Annotated in this window: 27 protein-coding genes, 1 tRNA gene and 1 other RNA gene; 19 read left to right on the forward strand and 10 right to left on the reverse strand. The window is 66.1% G+C overall.

Features of this window, described 5'->3' with window-relative positions:
- The first annotated feature begins 29 nt into the window (after window positions 1–29).
- Window positions 30–1679, forward strand: coding sequence for a diol dehydratase reactivase ATPase-like domain-containing protein (locus A5724_RS04260; RefSeq protein WP_082964853.1), 1650 nt, complete (start codon window positions 30–32; stop codon window positions 1677–1679).
- On the opposite strand, the gene A5724_RS04265 is transcribed toward A5724_RS04260, so the two are convergent.
- A complete protein-coding gene (locus A5724_RS04265) occupies window positions 1676–2041 on the reverse strand; it encodes a hypothetical protein (RefSeq protein ID WP_067796732.1) in 366 nt (121 codons plus the stop codon). The two genes, A5724_RS04260 and A5724_RS04265, sit on opposite strands and share 4 nt — an antisense overlap.
- A gap of 29 nt (window positions 2042–2070) precedes the next feature.
- The gene (locus tag A5724_RS04270; RefSeq protein WP_067796735.1) at window positions 2071–3375 is read right to left on the reverse strand and encodes an aspartate aminotransferase family protein; all 1305 of its coding nucleotides are present in this window, start codon (window positions 3373–3375) and stop codon (window positions 2071–2073) included.
- A gap of 175 nt (window positions 3376–3550) precedes the next feature.
- Between A5724_RS04270 and A5724_RS04275 the strand changes: the two genes are divergently transcribed.
- From A5724_RS04275 to A5724_RS04330, 12 genes are all read left to right on the forward strand, one after another.
- Window positions 3551–3760, forward strand: a complete 210-nt coding sequence (locus A5724_RS04275; protein WP_067796738.1) for a hypothetical protein — start codon at window positions 3551–3553, stop codon at window positions 3758–3760.
- Window position 3761: 1 nt separating this feature from the next.
- The gene (locus A5724_RS04280; RefSeq protein WP_067796742.1) at window positions 3762–4064 is read left to right on the forward strand and encodes a hypothetical protein; all 303 of its coding nucleotides are present in this window, start codon (window positions 3762–3764) and stop codon (window positions 4062–4064) included.
- A gap of 383 nt (window positions 4065–4447) precedes the next feature.
- Window positions 4448–5242 (forward strand): hypothetical protein, encoded by a 795-nt coding sequence (locus tag A5724_RS33575; protein ID WP_067796893.1) that lies wholly within the window; start codon window positions 4448–4450, stop codon window positions 5240–5242.
- Between the two features lie 5 nt (window positions 5243–5247).
- The gene (locus A5724_RS04290; RefSeq protein WP_082964849.1) at window positions 5248–6279 is read left to right on the forward strand and encodes an SRPBCC family protein; all 1032 of its coding nucleotides are present in this window, start codon (window positions 5248–5250) and stop codon (window positions 6277–6279) included.
- Window positions 6276–6686 (forward strand): gas vesicle protein GvpJ, encoded by a 411-nt coding sequence (gvpJ, locus tag A5724_RS04295; protein ID WP_067796745.1) that lies wholly within the window; start codon window positions 6276–6278, stop codon window positions 6684–6686. Before A5724_RS04290 ends, gvpJ begins: the two co-directional genes overlap by 4 nt.
- A gap of 2 nt (window positions 6687–6688) precedes the next feature.
- Window positions 6689–7450: a GvpL/GvpF family gas vesicle protein gene (locus A5724_RS04300; protein ID WP_067796749.1), complete on the forward strand. Its 762-nt coding sequence runs from the start codon at window positions 6689–6691 to the stop codon at window positions 7448–7450.
- 1 nt (window position 7451) lies between these two features.
- Window positions 7452–7709: a gas vesicle protein GvpG gene (locus A5724_RS04305; RefSeq protein WP_067796752.1), complete on the forward strand. Its 258-nt coding sequence runs from the start codon at window positions 7452–7454 to the stop codon at window positions 7707–7709.
- 5 nt (window positions 7710–7714) lie between these two features.
- The gene (locus A5724_RS04310) at window positions 7715–8017 is read left to right on the forward strand and encodes a gas vesicle protein (protein WP_067796897.1); all 303 of its coding nucleotides are present in this window, start codon (window positions 7715–7717) and stop codon (window positions 8015–8017) included.
- A complete protein-coding gene (locus tag A5724_RS04315; protein WP_082964850.1) occupies window positions 8014–8388 on the forward strand; it encodes a gas vesicle protein in 375 nt (124 codons plus the stop codon). Before A5724_RS04310 ends, A5724_RS04315 begins: the two co-directional genes overlap by 4 nt.
- Complete coding sequence (locus A5724_RS04320; RefSeq protein WP_067796755.1) at window positions 8378–9154, forward strand: GvpL/GvpF family gas vesicle protein; 777 nt, start codon at window positions 8378–8380, stop codon at window positions 9152–9154. The genes A5724_RS04315 and A5724_RS04320 overlap by 11 nt, the downstream gene beginning before the upstream one ends.
- Complete coding sequence (locus tag A5724_RS04325) at window positions 9151–9357, forward strand: gas vesicle protein (RefSeq protein WP_067796758.1); 207 nt, start codon at window positions 9151–9153, stop codon at window positions 9355–9357. The genes A5724_RS04320 and A5724_RS04325 overlap by 4 nt, the downstream gene beginning before the upstream one ends.
- On the forward strand, window positions 9354–9647 hold the full coding sequence (locus tag A5724_RS04330) for a gas vesicle protein K (RefSeq protein WP_067796761.1): 294 nt from the start codon (window positions 9354–9356) through the stop codon (window positions 9645–9647). Before A5724_RS04325 ends, A5724_RS04330 begins: the two co-directional genes overlap by 4 nt.
- Here the strand turns inward: A5724_RS04330 and A5724_RS04335 are convergent, their stop codons facing one another.
- Both A5724_RS04335 and A5724_RS04340 read right to left on the reverse strand, forming a co-directional pair.
- Window positions 9648–10073, reverse strand: a complete 426-nt coding sequence (locus tag A5724_RS04335) for a hypothetical protein (protein WP_067796764.1) — start codon at window positions 10071–10073, stop codon at window positions 9648–9650. It lies immediately after the preceding gene.
- Window positions 10074–10090: 17 nt separating this feature from the next.
- Window positions 10091–11155, reverse strand: coding sequence for an ATP-dependent DNA ligase (locus A5724_RS04340; RefSeq protein ID WP_067796767.1), 1065 nt, complete (start codon window positions 11153–11155; stop codon window positions 10091–10093).
- Between the two features lie 55 nt (window positions 11156–11210).
- Between A5724_RS04340 and A5724_RS04345 the strand changes: the two genes are divergently transcribed.
- Genes A5724_RS04345 through A5724_RS04355 form a run of 3 tightly spaced genes read left to right on the forward strand, consistent with a single transcriptional unit; the run spans window position 11211 to window position 14444 of the window.
- The gene (locus A5724_RS04345; protein ID WP_067796769.1) at window positions 11211–12323 is read left to right on the forward strand and encodes an ATP-dependent DNA ligase; all 1113 of its coding nucleotides are present in this window, start codon (window positions 11211–11213) and stop codon (window positions 12321–12323) included.
- 1 nt (window position 12324) lies between these two features.
- On the forward strand, window positions 12325–13377 hold the full coding sequence (ligD, locus tag A5724_RS04350) for a non-homologous end-joining DNA ligase (protein ID WP_067796772.1): 1053 nt from the start codon (window positions 12325–12327) through the stop codon (window positions 13375–13377).
- The gene (locus A5724_RS04355; protein WP_067796775.1) at window positions 13374–14444 is read left to right on the forward strand and encodes a low specificity L-threonine aldolase; all 1071 of its coding nucleotides are present in this window, start codon (window positions 13374–13376) and stop codon (window positions 14442–14444) included. The genes ligD and A5724_RS04355 overlap by 4 nt, the downstream gene beginning before the upstream one ends.
- On the opposite strand, the gene A5724_RS04360 is transcribed toward A5724_RS04355, so the two are convergent.
- Complete coding sequence (locus A5724_RS04360) at window positions 14422–15066, reverse strand: DUF4352 domain-containing protein (protein ID WP_067796777.1); 645 nt, start codon at window positions 15064–15066, stop codon at window positions 14422–14424. The two genes, A5724_RS04355 and A5724_RS04360, sit on opposite strands and share 23 nt — an antisense overlap.
- Window positions 15067–15554: 488 nt before the next feature.
- Here A5724_RS04360 and A5724_RS04365 point away from each other — a divergent pair, with 488 nt between their 5' ends.
- Window positions 15555–15989 carry a hypothetical protein gene (locus tag A5724_RS04365; protein ID WP_067796780.1) on the forward strand — a complete coding sequence of 145 codons (435 nt, stop codon included), beginning with the start codon at window positions 15555–15557 and terminating at the stop codon, window positions 15987–15989.
- A gap of 50 nt (window positions 15990–16039) precedes the next feature.
- Window positions 16040–17329: a serine hydrolase domain-containing protein gene (locus tag A5724_RS04370; protein ID WP_067796783.1), complete on the forward strand. Its 1290-nt coding sequence runs from the start codon at window positions 16040–16042 to the stop codon at window positions 17327–17329.
- On the opposite strand, the gene A5724_RS04375 is transcribed toward A5724_RS04370, so the two are convergent.
- The 5 genes from A5724_RS04375 to A5724_RS04395 all read right to left on the reverse strand — a co-directional run bounded on the left by A5724_RS04375 (window position 17326) and on the right by A5724_RS04395 (window position 20827).
- Entirely contained in the window at window positions 17326–18396 is a 1071-nt protein-coding gene (locus A5724_RS04375; RefSeq protein ID WP_067796786.1) for a dihydrodipicolinate reductase, read from the reverse strand. The genes A5724_RS04370 and A5724_RS04375 overlap by 4 nt on opposite strands.
- Before the next feature lie 27 nt (window positions 18397–18423).
- Complete coding sequence (locus A5724_RS04380) at window positions 18424–19443, reverse strand: S1C family serine protease (RefSeq protein ID WP_067796789.1); 1020 nt, start codon at window positions 19441–19443, stop codon at window positions 18424–18426.
- A gap of 40 nt (window positions 19444–19483) precedes the next feature.
- The gene (locus tag A5724_RS04385; protein WP_067796792.1) at window positions 19484–19921 is read right to left on the reverse strand and encodes a hypothetical protein; all 438 of its coding nucleotides are present in this window, start codon (window positions 19919–19921) and stop codon (window positions 19484–19486) included.
- Between the two features lie 5 nt (window positions 19922–19926).
- The gene (locus A5724_RS04390) at window positions 19927–20667 is read right to left on the reverse strand and encodes a hypothetical protein (RefSeq protein WP_067796795.1); all 741 of its coding nucleotides are present in this window, start codon (window positions 20665–20667) and stop codon (window positions 19927–19929) included.
- A 74-nt stretch (window positions 20668–20741) separates the two neighbouring features.
- A tRNA-Ser gene (locus A5724_RS04395) sits at window positions 20742–20827 on the reverse strand.
- A 68-nt stretch (window positions 20828–20895) separates the two neighbouring features.
- Between A5724_RS04395 and ffs the strand changes: the two genes are divergently transcribed.
- Window positions 20896–20990, forward strand: an RNA gene (ffs, locus tag A5724_RS04400) — signal recognition particle sRNA small type.

Consider the following 20990-nt stretch of genomic DNA (forward strand, 5'->3'; position numbering starts at 1 on the left):
ACGTCGGCAACCACACCACCGAGATCGTGATGGCCCGCGTCGGCAGCGGCACGGTCGAGACGATCGCGCACGGGCAGGCGCCGACACGCGGGCGCAAGGGTTCGAGAGAGTCGCTGGAAGGCGCCGCGGCACTGCTGCACAAGCTCGAAGTCGACGCCGACGTGACGGTCGAACGACTCCTGCTCGCCACCCTGCGCCCGGTGGACACCTCGACGGCCCCGCTGCCCCCTGCCTCGTCGCCGCGTTCGCCGGTACGCAGTCTGCGTAAGCCGGACGCCAGAACCCCGGCGGGGACCGGTTCAGCGGTCGGCCGCCACGTCCCGCTCGCCGAATTGACCGGCGAGGGTATCAGCGGGCCGGTGATCGTATCGGTGGACGCACTGACCGATTTCGAGGTGGCGGCAGCACAGATCACCGATGCCGTCGGTCGCGGTTGGCAGATCGTCGGCGTGATCGCCGCTCAGGACGATGCCGTGCTGATCCGCAACCGGATCCCGATCGACGTACCCGTGGTCGACGAGGTCGACCTCGACGGCCTCGACTCCGGTGCGCTCGTTGCGGTGGAGGTGGTCGAAGAGGGCCGGGCATACCGGGCCTTGGCCGATCCGATCGCGTTGACGGCCGCGTTGCAGTTGGCCGACCACGAGATTCACGACGTCGCGGAATTCACAAGGGAATTGTCGGATTCACCGGCCATCGCCGTGACTCGGCGGACGGGTCCACACGTGGCTCCCGCGCCGGACGGCGACTACGTCGACTGTCGGGTCGACGGCGAGGTGGCCAGGTATACCCCGTCGCAGGCGCACAGTGTGTTGCGACTGCGCTCGCCGGGAAACGTGGTGGCGGTGCGCATCGCGGCGATCCCGACAGCCGAACAGGGACTGGCAGTCGACGACGCGTTCTTCACCGACCTGTCGTCGGTCGACAACGGTGCGTGGCTGCGTCGCGGTGTCGTCGACGCCCGCGGAACGGTCGTCGCACTCCTTGCGGCCGAACATGTTTCGGACGCGGCGGCGACCCTGACAGAGTTGACCGGCAGGCCCGCCGACACGCTCGCCAGCGAACCGGAGGCGTCGGCGTGCGGTGCTCACACGACACCGGGATTGCCGCCCGACTCGATTGTGTGCGATATCGGCGGCGGCACCATCGACGTGGTGGGTGCGCACCGCACCGTGATCGCGGCGGGCGCCGGTGAGAGCATCACGGTCGCGGTGTCCCGTGTGCTCGGTGTTCCGCGCGCACTCGCGGAGCGGGTGAAGCGCACACCTGCACTGCGCGTGGAGAATCCGCACATCGCGCACGAGGAGGACGGCCGCCGCGTCTTCCTCGATCAGCCGGCAGGCGCCGATGCCATCGGGTGGCTGTGCAACCGGGGAAGCGCCGGTCTCGTGCCGTTCTCCAGCAGGCTGGCAGCCGAAGAGTGGCGAAGTCTGCGGTTGGCCATCAAGCAGGAAACGGTGGCCGCCAACATCGCTCGTTGTCTGCGGGCGTTCGACGATCCACCGAGGGCGCTGGTGTTGGCCGGAGGCGGCGCGCTCGACGACGAACTGTTGCGTACCGTGGCCGAATCGCTGCGCTCGATACCGATCGCGGTCGGCAGGGCCAACATCGACGGCAGGCACGGGCCGCGGTACGCGGTGGCCTCAGGCCTGGTGCACCGCTACGCGCAGACCGGCTAGCGCTCCCAGGGCGCGGTTTCGCCCATCTTCTTGTAGTACTTGGCGAGGTGGCTCTTGACGCGGTCGACGTCATCCTTGGGCAGGTCGACACCGCCGCGGGCACCGTCCATGATCGCGCCCGCCGCCATCACACCGCGTGGCACCACCTCGAGCTTGCCGCCGACCACGTCGGCGATCAGCAGCTTGTAGGCGGTGAAATTGGTCTTCTTGTCGTTGTCGTACCAGACGTGTGCGTCGCGGTACTTCTCGTTGGGCTCCTCCTCGGCGCCCGCCCACTTGCGAACCCGTTTCTCCGCCGCGTCGCCGTCCCACTCACGGCCTCGATCAGCGAGTGGGAGGTCCTTGAATGCTGTTACTGACATATGGGACGCGTGCCCGGTCAACCGGGGCGCTAAACCGAGAGGGCGGCCGCGAACTCGGTGCAGAACCAGTCGACGTCGGCGTCGGAGAACACCAGCGGGGGACGGATTTTCAGCACATTGCCATCGTGTCCACAGACACTGATCAGCACGTGTCGGTCGCGCATGGCGTTGACCAGCGCTCTGGCGCCCGCCCGGTCCGCTGCTTTGGATTCGGCGTCGGTGACGATCTCCACTCCGATGTACAACCCGGCGCCGCGCACCTCACCGATGGCGGGGTGGTTGGCGGCGATGCGTGACAATTCGGTACGCAGTGTCTGGCCTATGGTCGCCGCGTTGACCATCAGCCCTTCGTCCTCGATCACGTCAAGTACCGCCGCCGCGGCGGCGATGGACACGGGGTTGCCGCCGTAGGTGTTGAAGTAGGGCACCCTGGACGCGAACGGCCACAACACGTGGTCACTGGCCGCCATCGCCGCGACTGGTATCCCGTTGCCCATCGGTTTGGCCATCGTGACGATGTCGGGGACGACGCCGTGCCTGCTGAATCCCCACATTGCGTCGCCTGTGCGGGCGAATCCGGCCTGCACCTCGTCGGCGATGAACACGCCGCCGTGCCGGTGCACGATGTCCACGGCGGACGCCAACACCGACGGGTCGGGATAGATGCCGTCGGAGGAGAACATCGAGTCGACGGCCAGACAGCTCAGCCGAATACCATTGCGGGACAGGTCATCTGCGGCCGATGCCACCTCGGCGGCGAAGCGTTCGGCGGCATCGGCGCTGCGATAGCTGTCGGGCGGCGACACCGTGCGCACGTGGGGACCCAGCGTGGTCGCGTCACCGAGTGACGGTGAAATGGCCATCACCGCAGCGGTGTTGCCGTGATACGCGTCGCGGGTGACGATGACGCCCCTCGCCTCGGTGAACATCCCGGCGACCCGCAACGCGAGGTCGTTGACCTCTGACCCGGTGCACGCGTACATCACCTGGCTGATCCCGTCCGGCAGTGTGCCCAACAACCTCTCGGAGTAGTCGACGATGCCACGGTGCAGATACCGGCTGTGCGTGTTGAGCGTCGACATCTGACGTGCGACCGCGTCGACCACACGCGGGTGCCCGTGCCCGACGCTGACCACGTTGTTGTACGCGTCCAGGTAGCGCACGCCGTCTGCGTCGAACACGTGGCTGCCCTGCCCACGGACTAGATGCACCGGCCTGTCGTAGAACAGCCGATTCGCAGGCCCGAGCACCCGTTCGCGCGCGGCGATCAACGGGTCCCGGTCGTCGCCGCCGCCGCGGTAGGCGTTGGAGTCCATGATGTTCGAGAAGCTCATTGCGCATCAGTGTCGCGTATTCGGTCGATCAGCGCTGCCGACGATCACAGGAATCGACGGAAGGGTTAATTGGACTAGTCGCCGGGTAGTCCCTTGTCATGCGAGGAGCGAAGGCGGCGATCTCACCCGTTGCGCTTCGCCGGTTCTCGATCCTCAGTAGGTAAGGAGGGTCATCGTGGGTGTTCTCAATCGCCTGCTCGGTGTGGTTCTCGGAATTCTCGGTGCGGTCCTCGGCGTCGTGCTCGGCGTCGTTGCGGCGCTGGTGTGGTTGGTGGGTGCCGTCCTGTGCGTGACGGTGCTCCTGATTCCGCTCGGTATCCCGGTGATGAAACTCGGGTCCCGACTGTTCAGTCTCGCCGGCGACATGATGCATATCGGCGGCTGAGATGCGACTGCTACGAGGGCTGCTCGGCGCGCTGCTGTGGATCGTCGCGGCGGTGCTCGGACTGCTCGGCGTGGTGCTCTGCGTGACAGTGATCCTGCTTCCGCTGGGCATCCCCCTGCTGATTCTGGCGCGGCGACTGCTGACCAGGGCCGTGCAACTGATGCTTCCGCGCTCGCTGGCGCATCCCGTCGACGAGATCACGAAGACGGCGAAGAAGAAGGGGCGCAAAGCCAAAGCCCTCACTTCGTCCACCGCAACCGACGTCGGCAAGAAGGCCCGCAAGCTTCGCAGGCGCGTGGCCTGAGCCAAATTTCGTTTTCGCCCGTGCGGTACGGGCGTCATCGTCGTGCCCGCTGCCAAAGTTGTCGGCAGGCGCGAGTTCTGGCGAATTTCGACGATTGCGTCGCGCAGTCACTTTGACACGGTAATTAGCTAAGCGAACTCGGGTGCGCCCCGATACCGGTATGACGCACAGCACATACGCCAAGGTAGCTACGAGTGCGGGTTTGCAAAAACTTACGCCCGCGCAGAAACGCATATTTACCTGTGGTTTTACGCGGTTAGGAACTGGCGGCGTGGGGTAGAGCAGGTGTCATACAACGGCTGCGGCCGCGGAGGGATCGAGGGGTGCTCCGCAGGTTCGGGCCGGAGGTAACGGTCGTTTGAAGAATGGAAGGGAGCGACATCGTGTCGAACGGAGCAAAGGTTGCGCTCGCAGTAGGAGCGGGCTATCTACTCGGCCGGACGAGGAAAATGCGGATCGCCATGATGTTGGCGGCGGCAGGAGTCACCGGGAAATTCCCGGCCAGGCCGGCCGAACTACTCGGCCAAGGACTGAAGACTCTCGGAGCCACCGACCAACTGCGCGATCTGACCGACCAGTTGCGTGGTGAGGTGCTGACCGCCGCCAAGGCGGCCGCTGTCGCCGCGGCGACCAACCGCGTGGACGCCCTCAATGATCGACTGCAGGGTGTCGTGCCGACGGAGGAGGTCGGTCGCACAGCGGGATCCGCCGTCAGCGGCCTGACATCGGGGGTCACCGGGCGCGGTCGGCGGCGCCGTGAGGACGAGTACGACGACGAAGACAACTACGACGACGAAGAACCGTTGGACGTCGACGAAGAGGACCTCGAGGACGAGGACGACGAAGACAGCTACGACGACGAAGCTTTGGACGAAGACGACCTCGACGAGGCCGATGAAGACGTCGACGACGAACAAGACGAGGACGTCGAAGAAGACGAGGGCGCCGAACAAGATGTCGACGCCGAACAAGACGAGGACGCCGAACAAGACGAGGACGCCGATCTCGACGAGGAGCCCGAACCTGTCCGCAGGCGGGCGTCGAGGAAGGCGTCGGCGCCGCGTGCGTCAACCCGCCGCAGGAGTACGGGCGGTGACGGACAGGCATCCAAGGCGCCGACCCGCCGAGGGCGGGCCGCCACGGCTACTAAGCGCGCTCCGGTGCGCCGAGGCAGGTGATCGAAATGGCCAAGCAGGCAACAAGTACACGACAAAAGAAGGCGACGCCCAAGCCGTCGGCGAACGGGTCCAGCCCCTTGCAGGATTCGATTCAGCGACTGGCCGGATCCATGACCGACCGCGCGGTGGGCTCGCTTTCTGAGCGGCTCACCGGAGCCTCGGGCCGGCTCAGCGATTTCGCCCAGAACGGCGGCTCGTCAGGAGGTCTACTGTCCGCGGTCACCGGCGTCGACAGTCTTTCCTCGCCGGTCAAAACAGCCCTGCGCACGGGCCTTGGCGGCGCCACGGGCAAGGTCAAGGACTCCGTCAAGGGGTTGAAGGACTCGGTCACCGACGCGATCGGAGGTAAAGGCGGAAAAGGCGGCGGCGGCAAGATCAAAGTCACCAACATCGTCGAGGAGATCGACGTTGGGGTTCCGGTCGACGTGGCCTATCAGCAGTGGACGCAGTTCGCCGAATTCCCGAAGTTCATGAAGAAGGTCGAACAGGTCGAGCAGATCTCTGATGAGAAGCTTCGGTGGAAAGCGCAGGTATTCCTGTCCCACCGGTCATGGGAGTCGACGATCGTCGAACAGGTTCCCAACGACAGGATCGTGTGGAAGTCCAAGGGCGACAAGGGATATGTCGACGGGGCGATCACCTTCCACGAGCTGGCGCCGGACTTGACCCGCGTGGTGGTCGTTCTCGAATACCATCCGCAGGGCTTGTTCGAAAAAACGGGAAATCTCTGGCGCGCGCAGGGGCGACGAGTCCGACTGGAACTCAAGCACTTTCAACGCAAGGTGATGACGGACACCGTGCTGCACGCCGACGAAGTCGAGGGGTGGCGAGGTGAGATCCGCGATGGCGAGGTCGTCTCCAATGATGAATCGCCGGATCGGAAGACCGCTGAGAAGCCCAAGCGCAGGCCGCAGAAGGCCGCCGCCCGCAGCAAGACCGGCGAATCGAAACCGACCCGATCCAGATCCCGAACAACGCAATCACGGTCGACGTCGGGTCAGCGACGCTCACCGGCCAGGAAGGCGGCCCGATCATGACCACAGCTATTCAACCCGCCGGTGGCGGTGACGCAGGCGGCGGCTCGAGCTCCAGCAGCCTGGCCGACGTCATCGACACCATCCTCGACAAGGGTCTGGTCATCGACGCCTACGTCAGGGTTTCGCTGGTGGGTATCGAGATCTTGACCGTCGACGCACGCGTCGTGGTCGCCAGTGTCGACACGTATCTGCGGTTCGCCGAAGCGGTGAATCGGCTCGACATCTCGAAGCAGGACTCGAAGCCAGGCCTCACCGATCTGGTCGGCGAGGTGACCGAAGGCGGCGCGAAGCACAAGACGAAGGGTGCCTTGGAAGCCGCGGGTGAGAAACTCGGTGACCTCCTCGGCGAGGCGAAATCGTCGCAGCGGGAGCGGGCGCCGCGCCGCGCACACCGGAGGGAGGAGTGATCATGGCTGACAAGGCGACCGCCGTCTACGTGTACGGGATCGTGCCCGCAGACGTGGAAGTCGAAGAACATGCGCAAGGCGTCGGCGATCCGCCCGCATCGGTGGAGGTGATCCGCGAAGGCGACATCGCCGCACTGGTGAGCTCCGTGCCCACCGACAAGCCGCTGGGCAAACCGGAATGCCTACGAGCGCATGCCCGGTTGCTCGACGGAACGGCCGCAGTGGCGCCGGTGTTGCCGATGCGCTTCGGTGCCGTGATGAGCGATGAGGAGTCCGTCGCGGAGGAACTACTCAAGGCGAACCACGACGAGTTCGCCGAGGCGCTGCGCGCACTCGAGGGCCACGCGGAGTACATTGTGAAGGGCCGCTATGACGAGGACAGCATTCTGCGCGAGGTGATCGCGGAAAGCGCTGAGGCGCAGAAACTTCGCGACAAGATGGCAGGTATGTCCGAAGACGCCTCCCGGCAGGCGCGGATGGCGCTCGGCGAAGTCGTCGTCAAGGCGCTCGACGCGAAGCGGGCAGCGGATACCGACGCGGCGGTCGAAGCGCTCGGTGACTTGGCGAAGCAGGTGAACGTGCGGCAGCCGACACACGAACTGGACGCGGTGAACATCGCCCTGCTCGCCGAGGTCGACCGGCAAGAAGAGCTGCAGGACAAAGTCGACGAGTTGGCCGAAAGCTGGGGCGGCAGAGTGGAACTCCACATGCTGGGACCCTTGGCGGCGTATGACTTCGTTGTCACTCGCAAACCGGTGGGCTGACATGGGTATCGTCTCGTCGTTGTTCACCTGGCCACTGCTGCCGGTGCGCGGCGTCATTGCCCTCGGCGAACTGATCGAGCGACAGGTCAACCAGGAGTTGCACGATCCTGCTCGGACCCGACGTCAGCTCGAGGAGCTCGAAGAAGCCCGCCAGCGTGGCGAGATCACCGAAGAACAGGAGCGCCAAGCGCAGGAACAAATTCTGGCAGAACGTATTTCGCCGCGTATGGCGCGCGACGCACCGGATGAGGACGGATGAGGACGATGGCCCAACGTACACGACAAGCCGAGCAACCGCCGTTGAGCGCGCGGGATGCTGCGGAAGCGGCGAAGGAGTACATCACCGAACTGAACGGCATGGACCCCACCGCGATGACGTCGGTCGAAATGACGGACCAGGACGGTTGGGTGGTGGAATTCGAGGTGATCGAGGACCGCCGGATCCCCTCGTCGTCGGACGTGCTCGCGCTCTACGAGGTCGAGTTGGACGCCGACGGAGAACTCTTGGGGTTCCGCAGAACCCAGCGCTATCTGCGGGGCCAGACCAGGGGAGGTGAGGGCAGGTGACGATCGGGGACGACAGCCTGGTTCCCCGCGGCGGCTACTCGAGCGGCGTCGCGAGCCCGCAGTCGGCCAACCTCGCCGACATTCTGGAGCGGGTGCTGGACAAGGGGATAGTCATCGCCGGCGACATCAAGGTCAATCTGCTCGACATCGAGCTGTTGACGATCAAGCTGCGTCTGGTCATCGCCTCTCTCGACACCGCGAGGGAGGTCGGCATCGACTGGTGGGAGAACGACCCCTGGCTCACCGGCAGGAAGACCGATCTGCAACTCGAGAACGAGCAACTGAGGGCCAGAATCGAGCGACTGGAACAGGGCAACGGGCAACGTCGCGAGGTGCGGGCGCGACCGGCGGAGTACACCGATGAGCGCTGACGCCGTCTGGGTCTACGCGATCACCCACGACGACTGGGCCGAGGATCGGCTGACCGGATTGCGAGGCGTGGACTCCGAACGGGTCCACCGGGTGGTGGCCGCCGGGCTTGCCGCCGTCGTCGGCGCTGTCAGCCTCGACGAGTTCGGTGAAGAGGCGTTGCGCCGCAACCTGGAAGACCTCGATTGGGTGGCGCAGAAGGCGCGCGCGCACGACGCGGTGATCACCGCGGTGGCCGAGATCGCGGCCGTGATTCCCGTGCGGATGGCCACCGTGTATCTGGACGACGATCGAGTCCGCGAACTGCTGGCCGACCGCCACGCAGCGTTCGAGCAGACATTGAGCCGATTGACAGGCCGCGCCGAAGTGGGCGTCAAGATATATGCCGATCCGAAGCAGCTGCTGGCCCAGAACGCGGGACAGCAACACAATGGAACACGCACGGGCACAGCTTATTTGATGCGTCGTCGCCGGGAATTGGCGTCGCGCGAGGAGGTGTGCCAGGCCGCGGCTGCCGAAGCGGACCGCATCCACGCCACATTGATGCGCTACGCCGTCGACGGTAAACGCAAACCACCACCGGACCGCAGCCTGTCCGGCAGGGATGACCTCACCGTGCTCAACGGCACCTACCTCGTCGACTCCGATGCTGTCGCGCTGTTCCGCGAAACCGTGGTGGCACTGGCGATGTCGACCGACAGGTTGACCATGGAAACGACGGGGCCATGGCCGCCGTACTCGTTCGCAGGCGAAACGGTGACCCAATGACCGAAGTGCTTCCCGCGCAGCAGGATCGGCGCATCGCGCTGGTGGACCTGCTAGACCGCGTGCTGGCAGGCGGCGTCGTGATCACCGGTGAGGTGGTGCTGTCCGTCGCCGACGTGGATCTGGTGGTGATCTCATTGCGCACGCTCATCTCGTCGGTCAGCTCGTTGTTGTCCGAAGAGGAAACGCCGGAGGGTCAGCGATGACGGGAACAGCGCGACAACGGATCAACTCGGATCCGGAAAGCGTCGAGCGCGGCCTGGTCAGCCTGGTGCTGACGCTGGTGGAGTTGTTGCGTCAACTGATGGAACGGCAGGCGATCCGTCGCGTCGAGGAAGGCGCGCTGACCGACGAACAGATCGAGCGGGTCGGCACGACGCTGATGCTGCTCGAAGAGAAGATGGCCGAACTCCGCGACCATTTCGACCTGACACCGGAGGACCTCAACATCGACCTGGGGCCGCTGGGGCCGCTGCTCCCGACGGACCGGCCGTAGCTAGGCCGGTTGCAAGCTGACCGGCTGTTGGCCCTGCTGCGAGTTGGGGTCGTTGCACGTGCCCGGCTTCGACGTCAGGGTGGCCGTGCCTGCCAGGCTTTCCGGATCGAAGGAGTACAGCAGGTCGGCCGGGCCGGTGCTGCCGTCCGCGCACGTCCATGCGTCGGCGACCGCACGCCGTTCGGCTGTCCACGGTCCGCCGTCCACCCTGTTGATGGCTCCGACCCAACCCCGCGACGTCGAGATCGTTCCCCCGCAGGTGCGCGCGGCGTTGCACTGCGTGGTGATGCTCCACGTCGTGCTGGTCGGGCCGTCGACGAAGGTGTAGTCGCCGTCGAGTTGGGTGTCCGCCCACGCCGGGCTCGCCAGCCCGACCGCGGCGCAGGTGACGGCGAGGGCGGCGGCCATCGCATGTGTGAACGCCATCGTGGCAGTATCCCTGCTCAGCCGAGTCCAGGCACGATATCGCCGAGATTGAAGCGCACCGGCCGTTCCAGCTGGTCGAACGTGCAGGAGGCGGGATCGCGGTCGGGCCGCCACCGATTGAATTGTGCGGTGTGGCGGAACCTTTCGCCTTCCATGTAGTCGTAGCGCACCTCGACCACGCGCTCGGGCCGGAGCGGAACGAACGACAGGTCCTTGCCCGCATTCCACCGCGACCCTTCGAACCGCCGAGGCGCGCTCTGGGCCGCCACGTGGGCCGCCCAGTTCCACGGGTGCTCGTCGAACGTGGTGACCAGCGGCTGCAACTCGGTGAAAAGCCGCTTCCGCTCGGCCATCGGGAACGCGCCGATGACGCCGATCGAGGCCAGCGCGCCGTCGTCTTTGTACAGCCCGAGCATCAGTGAGCCGATCGCGTCGTCGCCCGATTTGTGCACCCGGTAGCCGGCCACCACACAGTCGGCGGTGCGCTCGTGCTTGATCTTGTACATCACCCGCTTGTCCGGCTGATAGGTCAGCGTCAGCGGTTTGGCGATCAGCCCGTCCAACCCGGCGCCCTCGAATTCGGTGAACCAGCGCCCGGCGGTCGCCATATCGGTGGTCGCCGGCGTCAGATGAACGGTGCGTCCTGCGCCTGCCAACGCGTCGACCAGCGCGGCGCGCCGCTCGCTGAACGGCAGGCCGGTGTAGTCGTCGTCGCCGAGGGCGAGCAGGTCGAACGCGATGAAATCGGCCGGGGTCTGCTCGGCGAGCATCCGCACCCGCGACGCGGCCGGGTGCAACCGCAACTGCAAAGCCTCGAAGTCCAAACCCCGCTCCCCGGCGATGACGATCTCGCCGTCAATGACGCAACGTGGCGGCAACTCAGCGACGACGGCGTCGACCAACTCCGGGAAGTACCGGGTCATCGGCCGTTCGTTGCGGCTGCCCAGTTCCACCTCGTCGCGGTCGCGGAAGCAGATGGTCCTGAACCCGTCCCACTTCGGTTCGTACGACGCGTCAGGAGGCATCGACCGCACCGGCTTGGCCAACATCGGCGACACCGGCGGCATCACGGGCAGGCGCACGGACCCATTCTTACGCGGCCGATGACATTGCCCAGTGTCACCGGTCTACGTGAGTATGGACTGCGTGGACCTCCCCGTGTTGCCACCGTTGGAGCCGATGCTCGCCAAAGCCCAGGCCAAGGTGCCACCCGAGCCAGGGGTCTGGTCCTACGAACCGAAGTGGGACGGGTTTCGCGCGCTGGTGTTCCGCGACGGCGACAAGGTCGTCATCCAGTCACGCAACGGCAAGGAGCTGGGCCGGTACTTCCCTGAGCTGGAGCAGGCGCTGCTCGACGAGGTCGCGCAGCGCTGCGTGCTCGACGGCGAGGTGGTGGTGCCGCGTGAGATCGGCGGCCGCATCCGGCTGGACTGGGAGTCGCTGTCGCAGCGCATCCACCCGGCGGCGAGCCGGATCAAGATGCTCGCCGAACAGACGCCCGCGCACTTCATCGGTTTCGACGCGCTGGCCATCGGCGATACGTCGCTGATGAAGGAACCCTTCCGGGTGCGGCGGCAGGCGCTGGCCGACGGCGTGAATGAAGAGCAGTGGTGCCACGTCACCCGCACCACCGAGGATCCGGAGCGGGGCGCGCAATGGCTGGACACGTTCGAGGGCGCCGGCCTGGACGGGGTGATCGCCAAGCGGTTGGACGGCCCGTATCTGCCTGGCAAGCGGGAGATGGTCAAGGTGAAACACGCCCGCGACGCCGACTGCGTCGCGATGGGTTACCGCATCCACAAGAGCGGCGAAGGCATCGGCTCGATCCTGCTGGGCCTCTACCGCGACGACGGTGAACTCCAGATGGTCGGTGGCGCCGCGTCGTTCACCGCCAAGGACCGGCTCAAGCTGCTGGCCGAACTCGAGCCGTTGCGTGAAGGCGACGAGATGCGCGAGGGCGATCCCAGTCGCTGGAATTCAGCGGCGGACAAGCGGTGGATCCCGGTGCGTCCGGAGAAGGTATGTGAGGTGGCCTATGACCAGATGGAGGGAAACACCGTTGCAGGCACGAGATTCCGGCATGCGGTGAAGTTCATCCGGTGGCGGCCGGACCGCGATCCGGCCAGTTGCACCTTCGATCAACTCGACGTTCCGCTGAACTACGACCTCTACGACGTCTTGGAGTCATCCGGGGCGTGGGGGCACCTCCCGCGCGAAGCGCAGGGGGACGAAGCGACGGGAGAAGCTTGAGATGGCAACTCCTGCAGAAGAACTCGACGTCGACGGCATCAAGGTCCGGTTCACCAACCCCGACAAGGTTTATTTCCCGAAGCTCGGCGACAAGGGCACCAAACGCAGGCTCGTCGAGTACTACGTGTCCGTCGCCAGCGGTCCGATGCTGACCGCCTTGCGTGATAGACCCACCCACCTGCAGCGGTTCCCCGACGGCATCGACGGCGAAGAGATTTACCAGAAGCGTATACCCAAGCACGCTCCGGAATACCTCGAGACCTGCGTGGTCACTTTCCCGTCGGGCCGAACAGCGGACGCGCTCAAGGTGAATCACCCCGCCGCCATCGTGTGGGCCGCGCAGATGGGCGCCATCACACTGCATCCGTGGCAGGTGCGCTGCGCCGACACCGAGCATCCCGACGAACTGCGGATCGACCTCGATCCGCAGCCGGGCACCGCCTTCAAGGAGGCCAGAACTGTCGCCGTCGACGTGCTCAAGCCGGTGCTCGACGAACTCGGCCTGGTCGGCTACCCGAAGACCTCCGGCGGTCGCGGCGTGCACGTGTTCCTGCGCATCAAGACGGACTGGGACTTCATCGCGGTGCGCAGGGCAGGCATCGCGCTGGCCCGTGAGGTGGAACGGCGGGCACCCGATGCGGTCACCACGTCGTGGTGGAAGGAAGAACGGGGCAAGCGAATCTTCATCGACTACAACCAGAATGCCCGCGACCGCACGTTCGCGTCGGCGTACTCGGCGCGCAAGACCCCGATCGCGACGGTGTCGATGCCGCTGACGTGGGACGAACTGCGCGATGCGGATCCCGACGACTACACCATCCTCACCGCGCCGGACTTCGTCGCAGGCCGCGCCGATCCGTGGGAGGGAATCGATTCGGTCGCGCAGTCATTAGACCCACTGATGGAGATGGTGAAGGCCGACGAGGAACGCGGGCTGGGTGATCTGCCCTACCCGCCGAACTATCCGAAGATGCCGGGTGAGCCGCCTCGTGTACAGCCCAGCAAGAAGGTGGCCGCGAACTGGGACGACGACGGCAACCCGGTGAGCCGGTGAACGCGCCGCACACCGATGCCCAGCGGCACCACGACACCGACGTACGCAGCTTCGCCAGCGACAACTACGCAGGTGTGCACCCGGAGATCATGGCCGCGCTGACGCTGGCCAACGGCGGGCACCAGGTCGCCTACGGCGACGATGCATACACCGAGAACCTGCAGGACATCATCCGCGGACACTTCGGCCAGGACGCAGCAGCATTCCCGGTCTTCAACGGCACGGGTGCGAATGTCCTTGCTCTGCAAGCTGTCACCGATCGGTGGGGCGCTGTCGTGTGCGCCGACACGGCGCACATCAACTGTGACGAAGGCGGCGCGCCGGAACGGATGGGCGGGCTGAAGCTGCTGACCGTGCCTACCCTCGACGGCAAGCTGACCCCGGAGTTGATCGACCGGCAGGCGTGGGGCTGGGCCGACGAGCACCGGGCGATGCCGCAGGTGGTGTCGATCACCCAGAGCACCGAATTGGGCACGCTGTACACGCCGGAGGAGATCCGGGTGATCTGCGCGCACGCCCACGCGCGGAACATGCGGGTACACGTGGACGGGTCCAGAATCGCGAATGCAGCTGCGTCGCTTGATCTTCCGATGCGCGCGTTCACCTCCGACGTCGGCGTTGACATCCTTTCGCTGGGCGGCACCAAGAACGGTGCGCTGCTCGGTGAGGCGGTGGTGGTGATCAACCATGATTCCGTCAGCCACATGAAGCATCTACGCAAGCTGTCGATGCAACTGCACTCCAAGATGCGTTTCGTCTCGGTGCAACTGGAAGCCCTTCTGGCCAAGGACCTTTGGCTTCGCAACGCCAGGCATGCGAACGAGATGGCGCAGCGTCTGGCCGAGGGCGCACGCAACGTGGACGGCGTGCGGGTGCTCTACCCGGTGCAGGCCAATGCGGTGTTCGCGCGGCTGCCACACGACGTCTCCGAGCGGCTGCAGAAGCGATTCCGGTTCTACTTCTGGGACGAGACCGCAGGCGATGTGCGCTGGATGTGTTCGTTCGATACCACGGAAGCCGATGTCGACGCGTTTGTCACCGCGCTCAAGGACGAGATGACGCGCTAGGCCGCGCCATCCGCACCCGAACCCCGTCGGAGAACACCGAGTCGTGCAGTTCGACCGCCTCGGGCGTCGTGTCCTCGGGCACATCGAACGGCAGCTTGACCGTGATGTGTGCGCCGGGATCCATCGTGATCACCATTGAGGTGTTGTTCATCGCGACCGCGGCCGCAGCGTCGGCGGCATACGTGTGCCCGTCGAAGTCGACCAACTTCTGGTTGTTGGCGACGAAGTCCTGCGCCTCGTCATCGATGTTGCGCACCGTCATCGTCGCGACCATCCACTGACCCCGTGCGCGCGGTTCGGCGCGCCACTCGGTGGTGTGCACATCGGCGACGACGAACTCGAAATTGCCGTCGTGCACAGGTGCGCCGAGCACGCCCGTGGCGCCGCGGAAGCGATCGGCGTTCGCGGCCGAGTGCGATCGGGAACTGGCGGCGATCATCGCTGAACAGCCGGCGAACAGCACCGCGACGACCGCGATGACACCGAGCCCGAGCCACAGCCCGGCCGCGCTCAGTGTCGGCCGCGGCGGCGCATGACCGGTCCACTGCTGGCCGTCCCAGTAGCGCTGCCGCGGCGCGCCCGACGGATCCGGATACCAACCCCGTAGTTGTGTGCCTGCCACTTACCGATTCCTCCCGAGGAGGACCATAGCGATCGGCAGCGCGTCCGGCAAAATTAGCTGGAAGTGACGTATCCGTTGAATGTTCGGTTTCTTCGCCGGCGGTATCGGGTACATATGCATTTGCCTCACTGCAGTGAGCAAGACGCGCTTTTACGGTTCGCGGGAGTACCAATTTGCCTGCGTGTCTGCGCGCCTGCTCTTTTGTGGATGACTTTCACCATTCGTTTGTTGATAACGCAACAATATGGCTAAACTGACGGAAGCAACAATAACTCGAGGGGTTCCCGCCGTTAGCTGACAGTGGGAGGGAAATGTTCCGGATCGTGATTGCGGCTGGAGTGGCCGTGTTCGCCGCGGGCGTCGTTTATTTCACGATGTCGCCTGCGGCCGCAGCAGGCCACTGCGCCATCGACCCTGCGTTTGGATCGTGCGCTGACGCGGGCGAATAAGCCGCGGTAGGGCGGAAGGCGTCTGCCACACTGGACTCGATGCAGACCGTCCGCAAATTGCTCGCCGCGCTCGCGATCGTCGCGATGCTAATCGGGGGAATCAGCATTGTTGCGGCGATGATCTTCGGCGACCACTCCAAGCCGCGGACGCCTGCCGCGCCGCCGCCGCCGCCCCCGTTGCCTGCGTCGGTGCCGACCGCCAGGGAGTTCACCATCAACGTCGCGGTCACGGAACAACTGTGTGATCCCGGCCCCGGCTGCGTCTACAAGTACACGATCGAGCCGAAATACATTGGCTTCCATCCACTGCCGACCACGCCGTTCACGGTCAAGTACGAAGTGCACGGCGGTAACTTGCCGCAGCCGGGCGAGTTCACCGTCGAGGGCAATCAGGCCAAGATCCTCAAGGACGTCGTCGTCGAGGGCCCGCCGGCAGCGCGGCTGCAGGCGGTGGTGCTGCAAGTGGTCGGCTGATTTTCGCGAATCCGCGCGCGCGGCGGCGTAGTCGACGCAAAGTTGGCGGTATGACAAAGGCGTCTGTGCTTCGTGCCGAAGAAGGCCTGCCGCGCGGGGTGCACGGTGCCGCGGATTCGCGGTTCGCCAACGTCATTCGCGTGTTCGCCGGGTTGTTCCCCGGACGACGGTTCGGCGGCGGCGCGCTGTCGGTGTACATCGACGGACGCCCGGTGGTCGATGTCTGGACGGGCTGGTCCGACCGTGCGGGCGAGCAGCCGTGGACCAGCGACACCGGCGCCATGGTGTTCTCCGCGACCAAGGGGGTGGCGGCCACCGTCGTGCACCGGCTCGTCGACCGGGGTGAGCTGGCGTACGACGAGCCCGTCGCCACCTATTGGCCCGAGTTCGGCGCGAACGGCAAGGGCAACATCACAATCCGCGATGTGCTGCGCCATCGCTCGGGGCTGTCGCATCTGAAGGGGGTCAGCAAGGCCGAACTGCTGGATCACAAGCTGATGGAGGAGCGGTTGGCCGCCGCGTCGGTCGACCACCTGCACGGCTGGCCGGCCTATCACGCGCTGACATACGGCTGGATCCTGTCCGGCCTGACCCGCGCCGTCACCGGCCAGGGCATGCGCGAGCTGATCCGCGACGAAATAGCCCGCCCGCTCGACACCGACGGTTTGCACCTCGGCCGCCCACCGGAGGGCTCGCCGACGAAGGCTGCACAGATTCTCGCCCCGCAGAGCGCGCACGCCAATCCGGTGTTCGACTTCGTGGCGCCGAAGGTTGCGGGCCTGCCGCTGTCCGGCGCGTTCGGGGCGATGTTCTTCCCCGGCATCAAATCATTTGTCCAGGGCGATATTCCGTTCCTCGACGGTGAGGTGCCCGCCGCCAACGGCGTCGTGACGGCGCGCGGCCTGGCGAGGATGTACGCCGCGATCGCCAATGGCGGCATGATCGACGGCATCCATTTCCTGTCCGAGGAACTGACGCGGGGTCTGATCGGCCACCCCAAACCGTGGCCGGACCTCAACATCGTCGTGCCGATGCCGTTCCATCTCGGCTACCACGAGTCGCCGATTCCGGGACTGCTCAAGGGTTTCGGCCACATCGGCCTCGGCGGCACGCTCGGCTGGGCCGATCCGGCATCCGGTAGTGCCTTCGCGTTCGTGCACAACAGGCTGCTGACCCCGATGATGCTCGACATGGCGTCGTTCGCCGGCCTGGCCCGGCCGATGCGCAACGCGATCACCGCGGCGCGGCACGCCGGTGCGCTCACGGTGCCGAGATACGGTGCGCGCTACCGCGGAGCGGAACCGCAGGCGCGGAAGAAACGCCTCGCGGGTCGCCGCTAGGTCTGCGGCACGACACCTCGCGGGAGGGGCAACTGCAAGTCGTTGTACGTGGCGATGCCGGGCGCAGCGCCGACGACGGCGGGAATCGCGTGAATCGGTGGCATCGCGGTGATGATGTGGCCGAGTGACATGAAATCGGCCATCGACTTGGCGTTCTCGATGAAGTCCTGCGGCGGCAGGAAACCGACCTGCATGGTGACCGTCGGCAGGCCCTCGATCGTGATCTTCCAAGGGTCCCCTTCGACCTTCCAATCCGGGTCCAGCGTCTGCCCCTTACGCCACCGCACGTTGAGGTCGACGACGGTCCTGCCGCCGACGCGGCCCTGCCAACTGGCGAAAACGCCTGCCACGCAACCGGCTTCGATCGTCCAGGAGTCCATCACGACATCCGCGGTGGTTTGCGCGTATTCCGCCTCGCACACGATCTCGTCGAGTTCGACACCGAGCGCGTCGGCGACCAGGCGGACCGCTTCGGCGAAGACAGCCGTGCCCTTCGATGCCATCGATGCCAGATTCGGATCGTCGATCGGCATCCCGAAGCCGCACGGTTTCTCGGTGTCCGGTGAGTCGTAGAACGTGGTGTCCGACGCCTCGGCGATGGTGACCTTGTCGACTCTGGCGCACCCGTTGGCCGCGACGATGGCCAGCAGTTCGGCGAAGCCCGGACTGACGCCCGAGCCGAACATGGTGGTGCCGCCCTGCCTGCACGCCTCTTCGATGCGGTCGCGGTCGGCCCCCAGATTGTGCCCGGTGATGAAGGACGCCGACGACACCACGTTGACGCCCGCGGACAGGATGCGGACCAGTTCGTCGACGTCGACCCACATCGGGTTGTAGACGACGACGTCAGGTTTGAGCGCGAGCAGGGCGTCGACGTCATCGGTCGCCTCGACGCCCAGTGGCGCGATGCCCGCGAGTTTGCCTGCGTCGCGGCCGACCTTGTCCTTCGACCATGCGAAGCAGCCGACGAGCTCCAGCGTGGGATTGGCGGCGATGGCCGCTACGGAGCTTTTTCCGACATTGCCCGTCGTCCACTGGACGACGCGAAAGGGAGCCGTGTTGTGCACTCGCTCAGCATAGGGTGCCCGGGGTTTCTATGGGCCCGAAACCAGAGTCGCCTTGCCGGTGCGCTGCTGACCGCTGCGGTCGATCCACGTCAGATCGACGACGTCACCGGGGTAGTGCCGATCCAGCACATAGGTCAGCGTGGTGGCCGAGTCCAGTTCGACTCCGTCGATGTTCGTCAGCACGTCGCCGATGGCGAGGCCGGCCTGACCGGCGGGTCCGCCGATCATCACGTCGCGCACGATGATCCCGCCGCCGCGACGCGGTTGGCTTCCGACACCGACGCCGAGCAGTGTCGGCTGTCCGATGTGCACCGACGGCGAAGGCGCGCCGGACCGGATCTGGCCTGCGATAGCCATGGCGTTGTTGACGGGTATCGCGAAACCCTTTCCAGCAGGGCCCATTTGGTAGTTGACCGACGCGGCGGTGACCACCCCGATGACCTGCCCGGCACCGTTGACCAGCGGGCCGCCGGAATCGCCGGGCCGCACGTCGGCCGCGACCTCGATCAGGCCACTGACCTCCTCGGAGCTACCGGTCAAGGCGTCCTCGGCGTTGACGGTCTGGTTCAGCGCGGTCACCGGCCCCGTCTCGTGGGTCAGTGGCGCGCCCACCCCGCGGGCGTTGCCGAGTCCGACGGTCGGCTCGCCGACGACGATCTGGGCGGAGTCCCCGATCGGTGCCGTCGGCAGCCCGCCAGCTCCGCGCAACTGCAGCACCGCGATGTCGTTCTTGCGGTCGTAGCCGACCAGATCGACCGGGTAGTCGCGTCCGCCGACCGTGCCCGTGATGGTGTTGGCGCCCGCGACCACGTGATAGTTCGTCAACACGACGCCGCCGGGGTCGATGACCATGCCGGTGCCGGTGCCGATGGCCTGCTGATAGTCGATCTTGGTGGTGATCTGGACGACGGCAGGTTCGACGGCCGCGGCCGCGGCGGTGATGTCCACGGGTGCGGCCGCTGCGGTCGCGGGCGCGACCAGGGCCGCGACGACGGCGAGCACGGCCAGCAATGCCGCAACCGGCCGCCGCCAGGGAAGTATGCGCATGGATCTATAGTGCCCGAACTGCCGTCCGCTGAATCCGGGGTTACCGGGTTCGCACCACCAGGGTGGCCGGGTAGTCCTCGAATTCGATCCGCTCGTCAGGCGTCTGCGGATAGGGATCGAGGGCGACCAACTCGATGCGGTGCCGTCCGACGGTCGCCTCCTTGACTGTCTGGCCCGGCGCCGGGTTGGTGTTGAACTCGACGCGGGTGGCACTGCCGCCCTCGGGCTGCACGGAGATCGCGATGCGGGCCTGGCCGGTCCAGAAGCACTCCACCTCGGTGGGGCAGCGTGAGTCTTCCAGCAGGTCGGTGAACGTCAGGCGCAGCTTTTCGGCGGGGTTGCGCGCCTCCTGGCCGCCGCTGACCTGGAACGGTTGATCGAGGTCGAACTCCGGCGTGCTCGCGCGGGCGGGCTCGACGTGGCAGCCGGTCAGTGCCACCCCGAGTAGCACCGCGACGGGCCACGCCCATTTCGGCATCGCTGTCAGCCGCGAACGCGCAGCCGCCTGCGCCTGCGGTTGCGCAGACCACCGTTCGTCGACTCCGGCTCGGATTCGTCGCCTTCCACCGTGGGCTCGGGCTCTTCGGCCTTCGACTCCGGCTCGTCCACCTCCGCGGTGACCTCGGCAGGCCTCTCCTCGGACTCCGACTCCAGAGCGTCCGCGGTGCTTTCTTCGGTGCTGTCTTCGGTGACGTCTTCGGTGGTCTCTTCTGTGACTTCCTCGGTCGCGTCTTCGGTGTCCTTGCGGCCCCGGCGACTGCGCTTGGCCCTCTTCGGCTTGAGCGGTTTGGGCGGAGGCGGCGGAAGTTCGGCGACAAAGGCCAGATAGAACGAGAAGACAGCGAGCAGTGCGATGGCCGCGGCGGCGCCGTAGCTGCCGAACAGCCACTGGCCTGCGCTGTCCAAGCTGAGCCAGATCTCGCTGATCGCGGTGCCGATGATCAGCACACCCGCCAGGACGTGCAACACGATCGACGAAGTGCGCAGTCGCAGCGCCAACTGCGGTGTGCCGAACTCCGGGCGCCGCGTGCGCAGCAGGGTGAACACCACCGGCAGCGCGGCCAGGCCGATCAGGGCACCGGTGACGATGCGCAGCACCGTGCCGAGCGTGTGCGAGGTGTCGCCGGCCAGTTCCCACCACCGCGGCAACACGAAGAAGAAGTAGAGGACACCGGCGGCGACAGAAAACGACGCGTGCCAAACCACCGCAACGGTGCGGCTCATAGCCCTCCTACTTGGTTATCTGCCCGGAGTGCGCCCGGGCCGTTCGGCCGGCCGGTCGCACTCCGGGCCAAGTGCGGAGGATGCGGGATTTGAACCCGCGAGGGCTGTTAACCCAACCCGCGTTCCAGGCGAGCGCCATAGGCCACTAGGCGAATCCTCCGCGGGCCATGTTAGCCGACGGTGCTAGTTGCCTCGTGGAGTCGCTGGGCGGCCGGGTATTACACTCGCTACGGACCCCGCGCGGCGTCCATCCTGTGAACTCCCCCAGGGCCGGAAGGCAGCAAGGGTCAATGGGCTCTGGCGGGTGCGCGGGGTCCCCTTCT

The sequence above is a fragment of the Mycobacterium sp. ACS1612 genome (assembly GCF_001667505.1).
Classification (GTDB): domain Bacteria; phylum Actinomycetota; class Actinomycetes; order Mycobacteriales; family Mycobacteriaceae; genus Mycobacterium.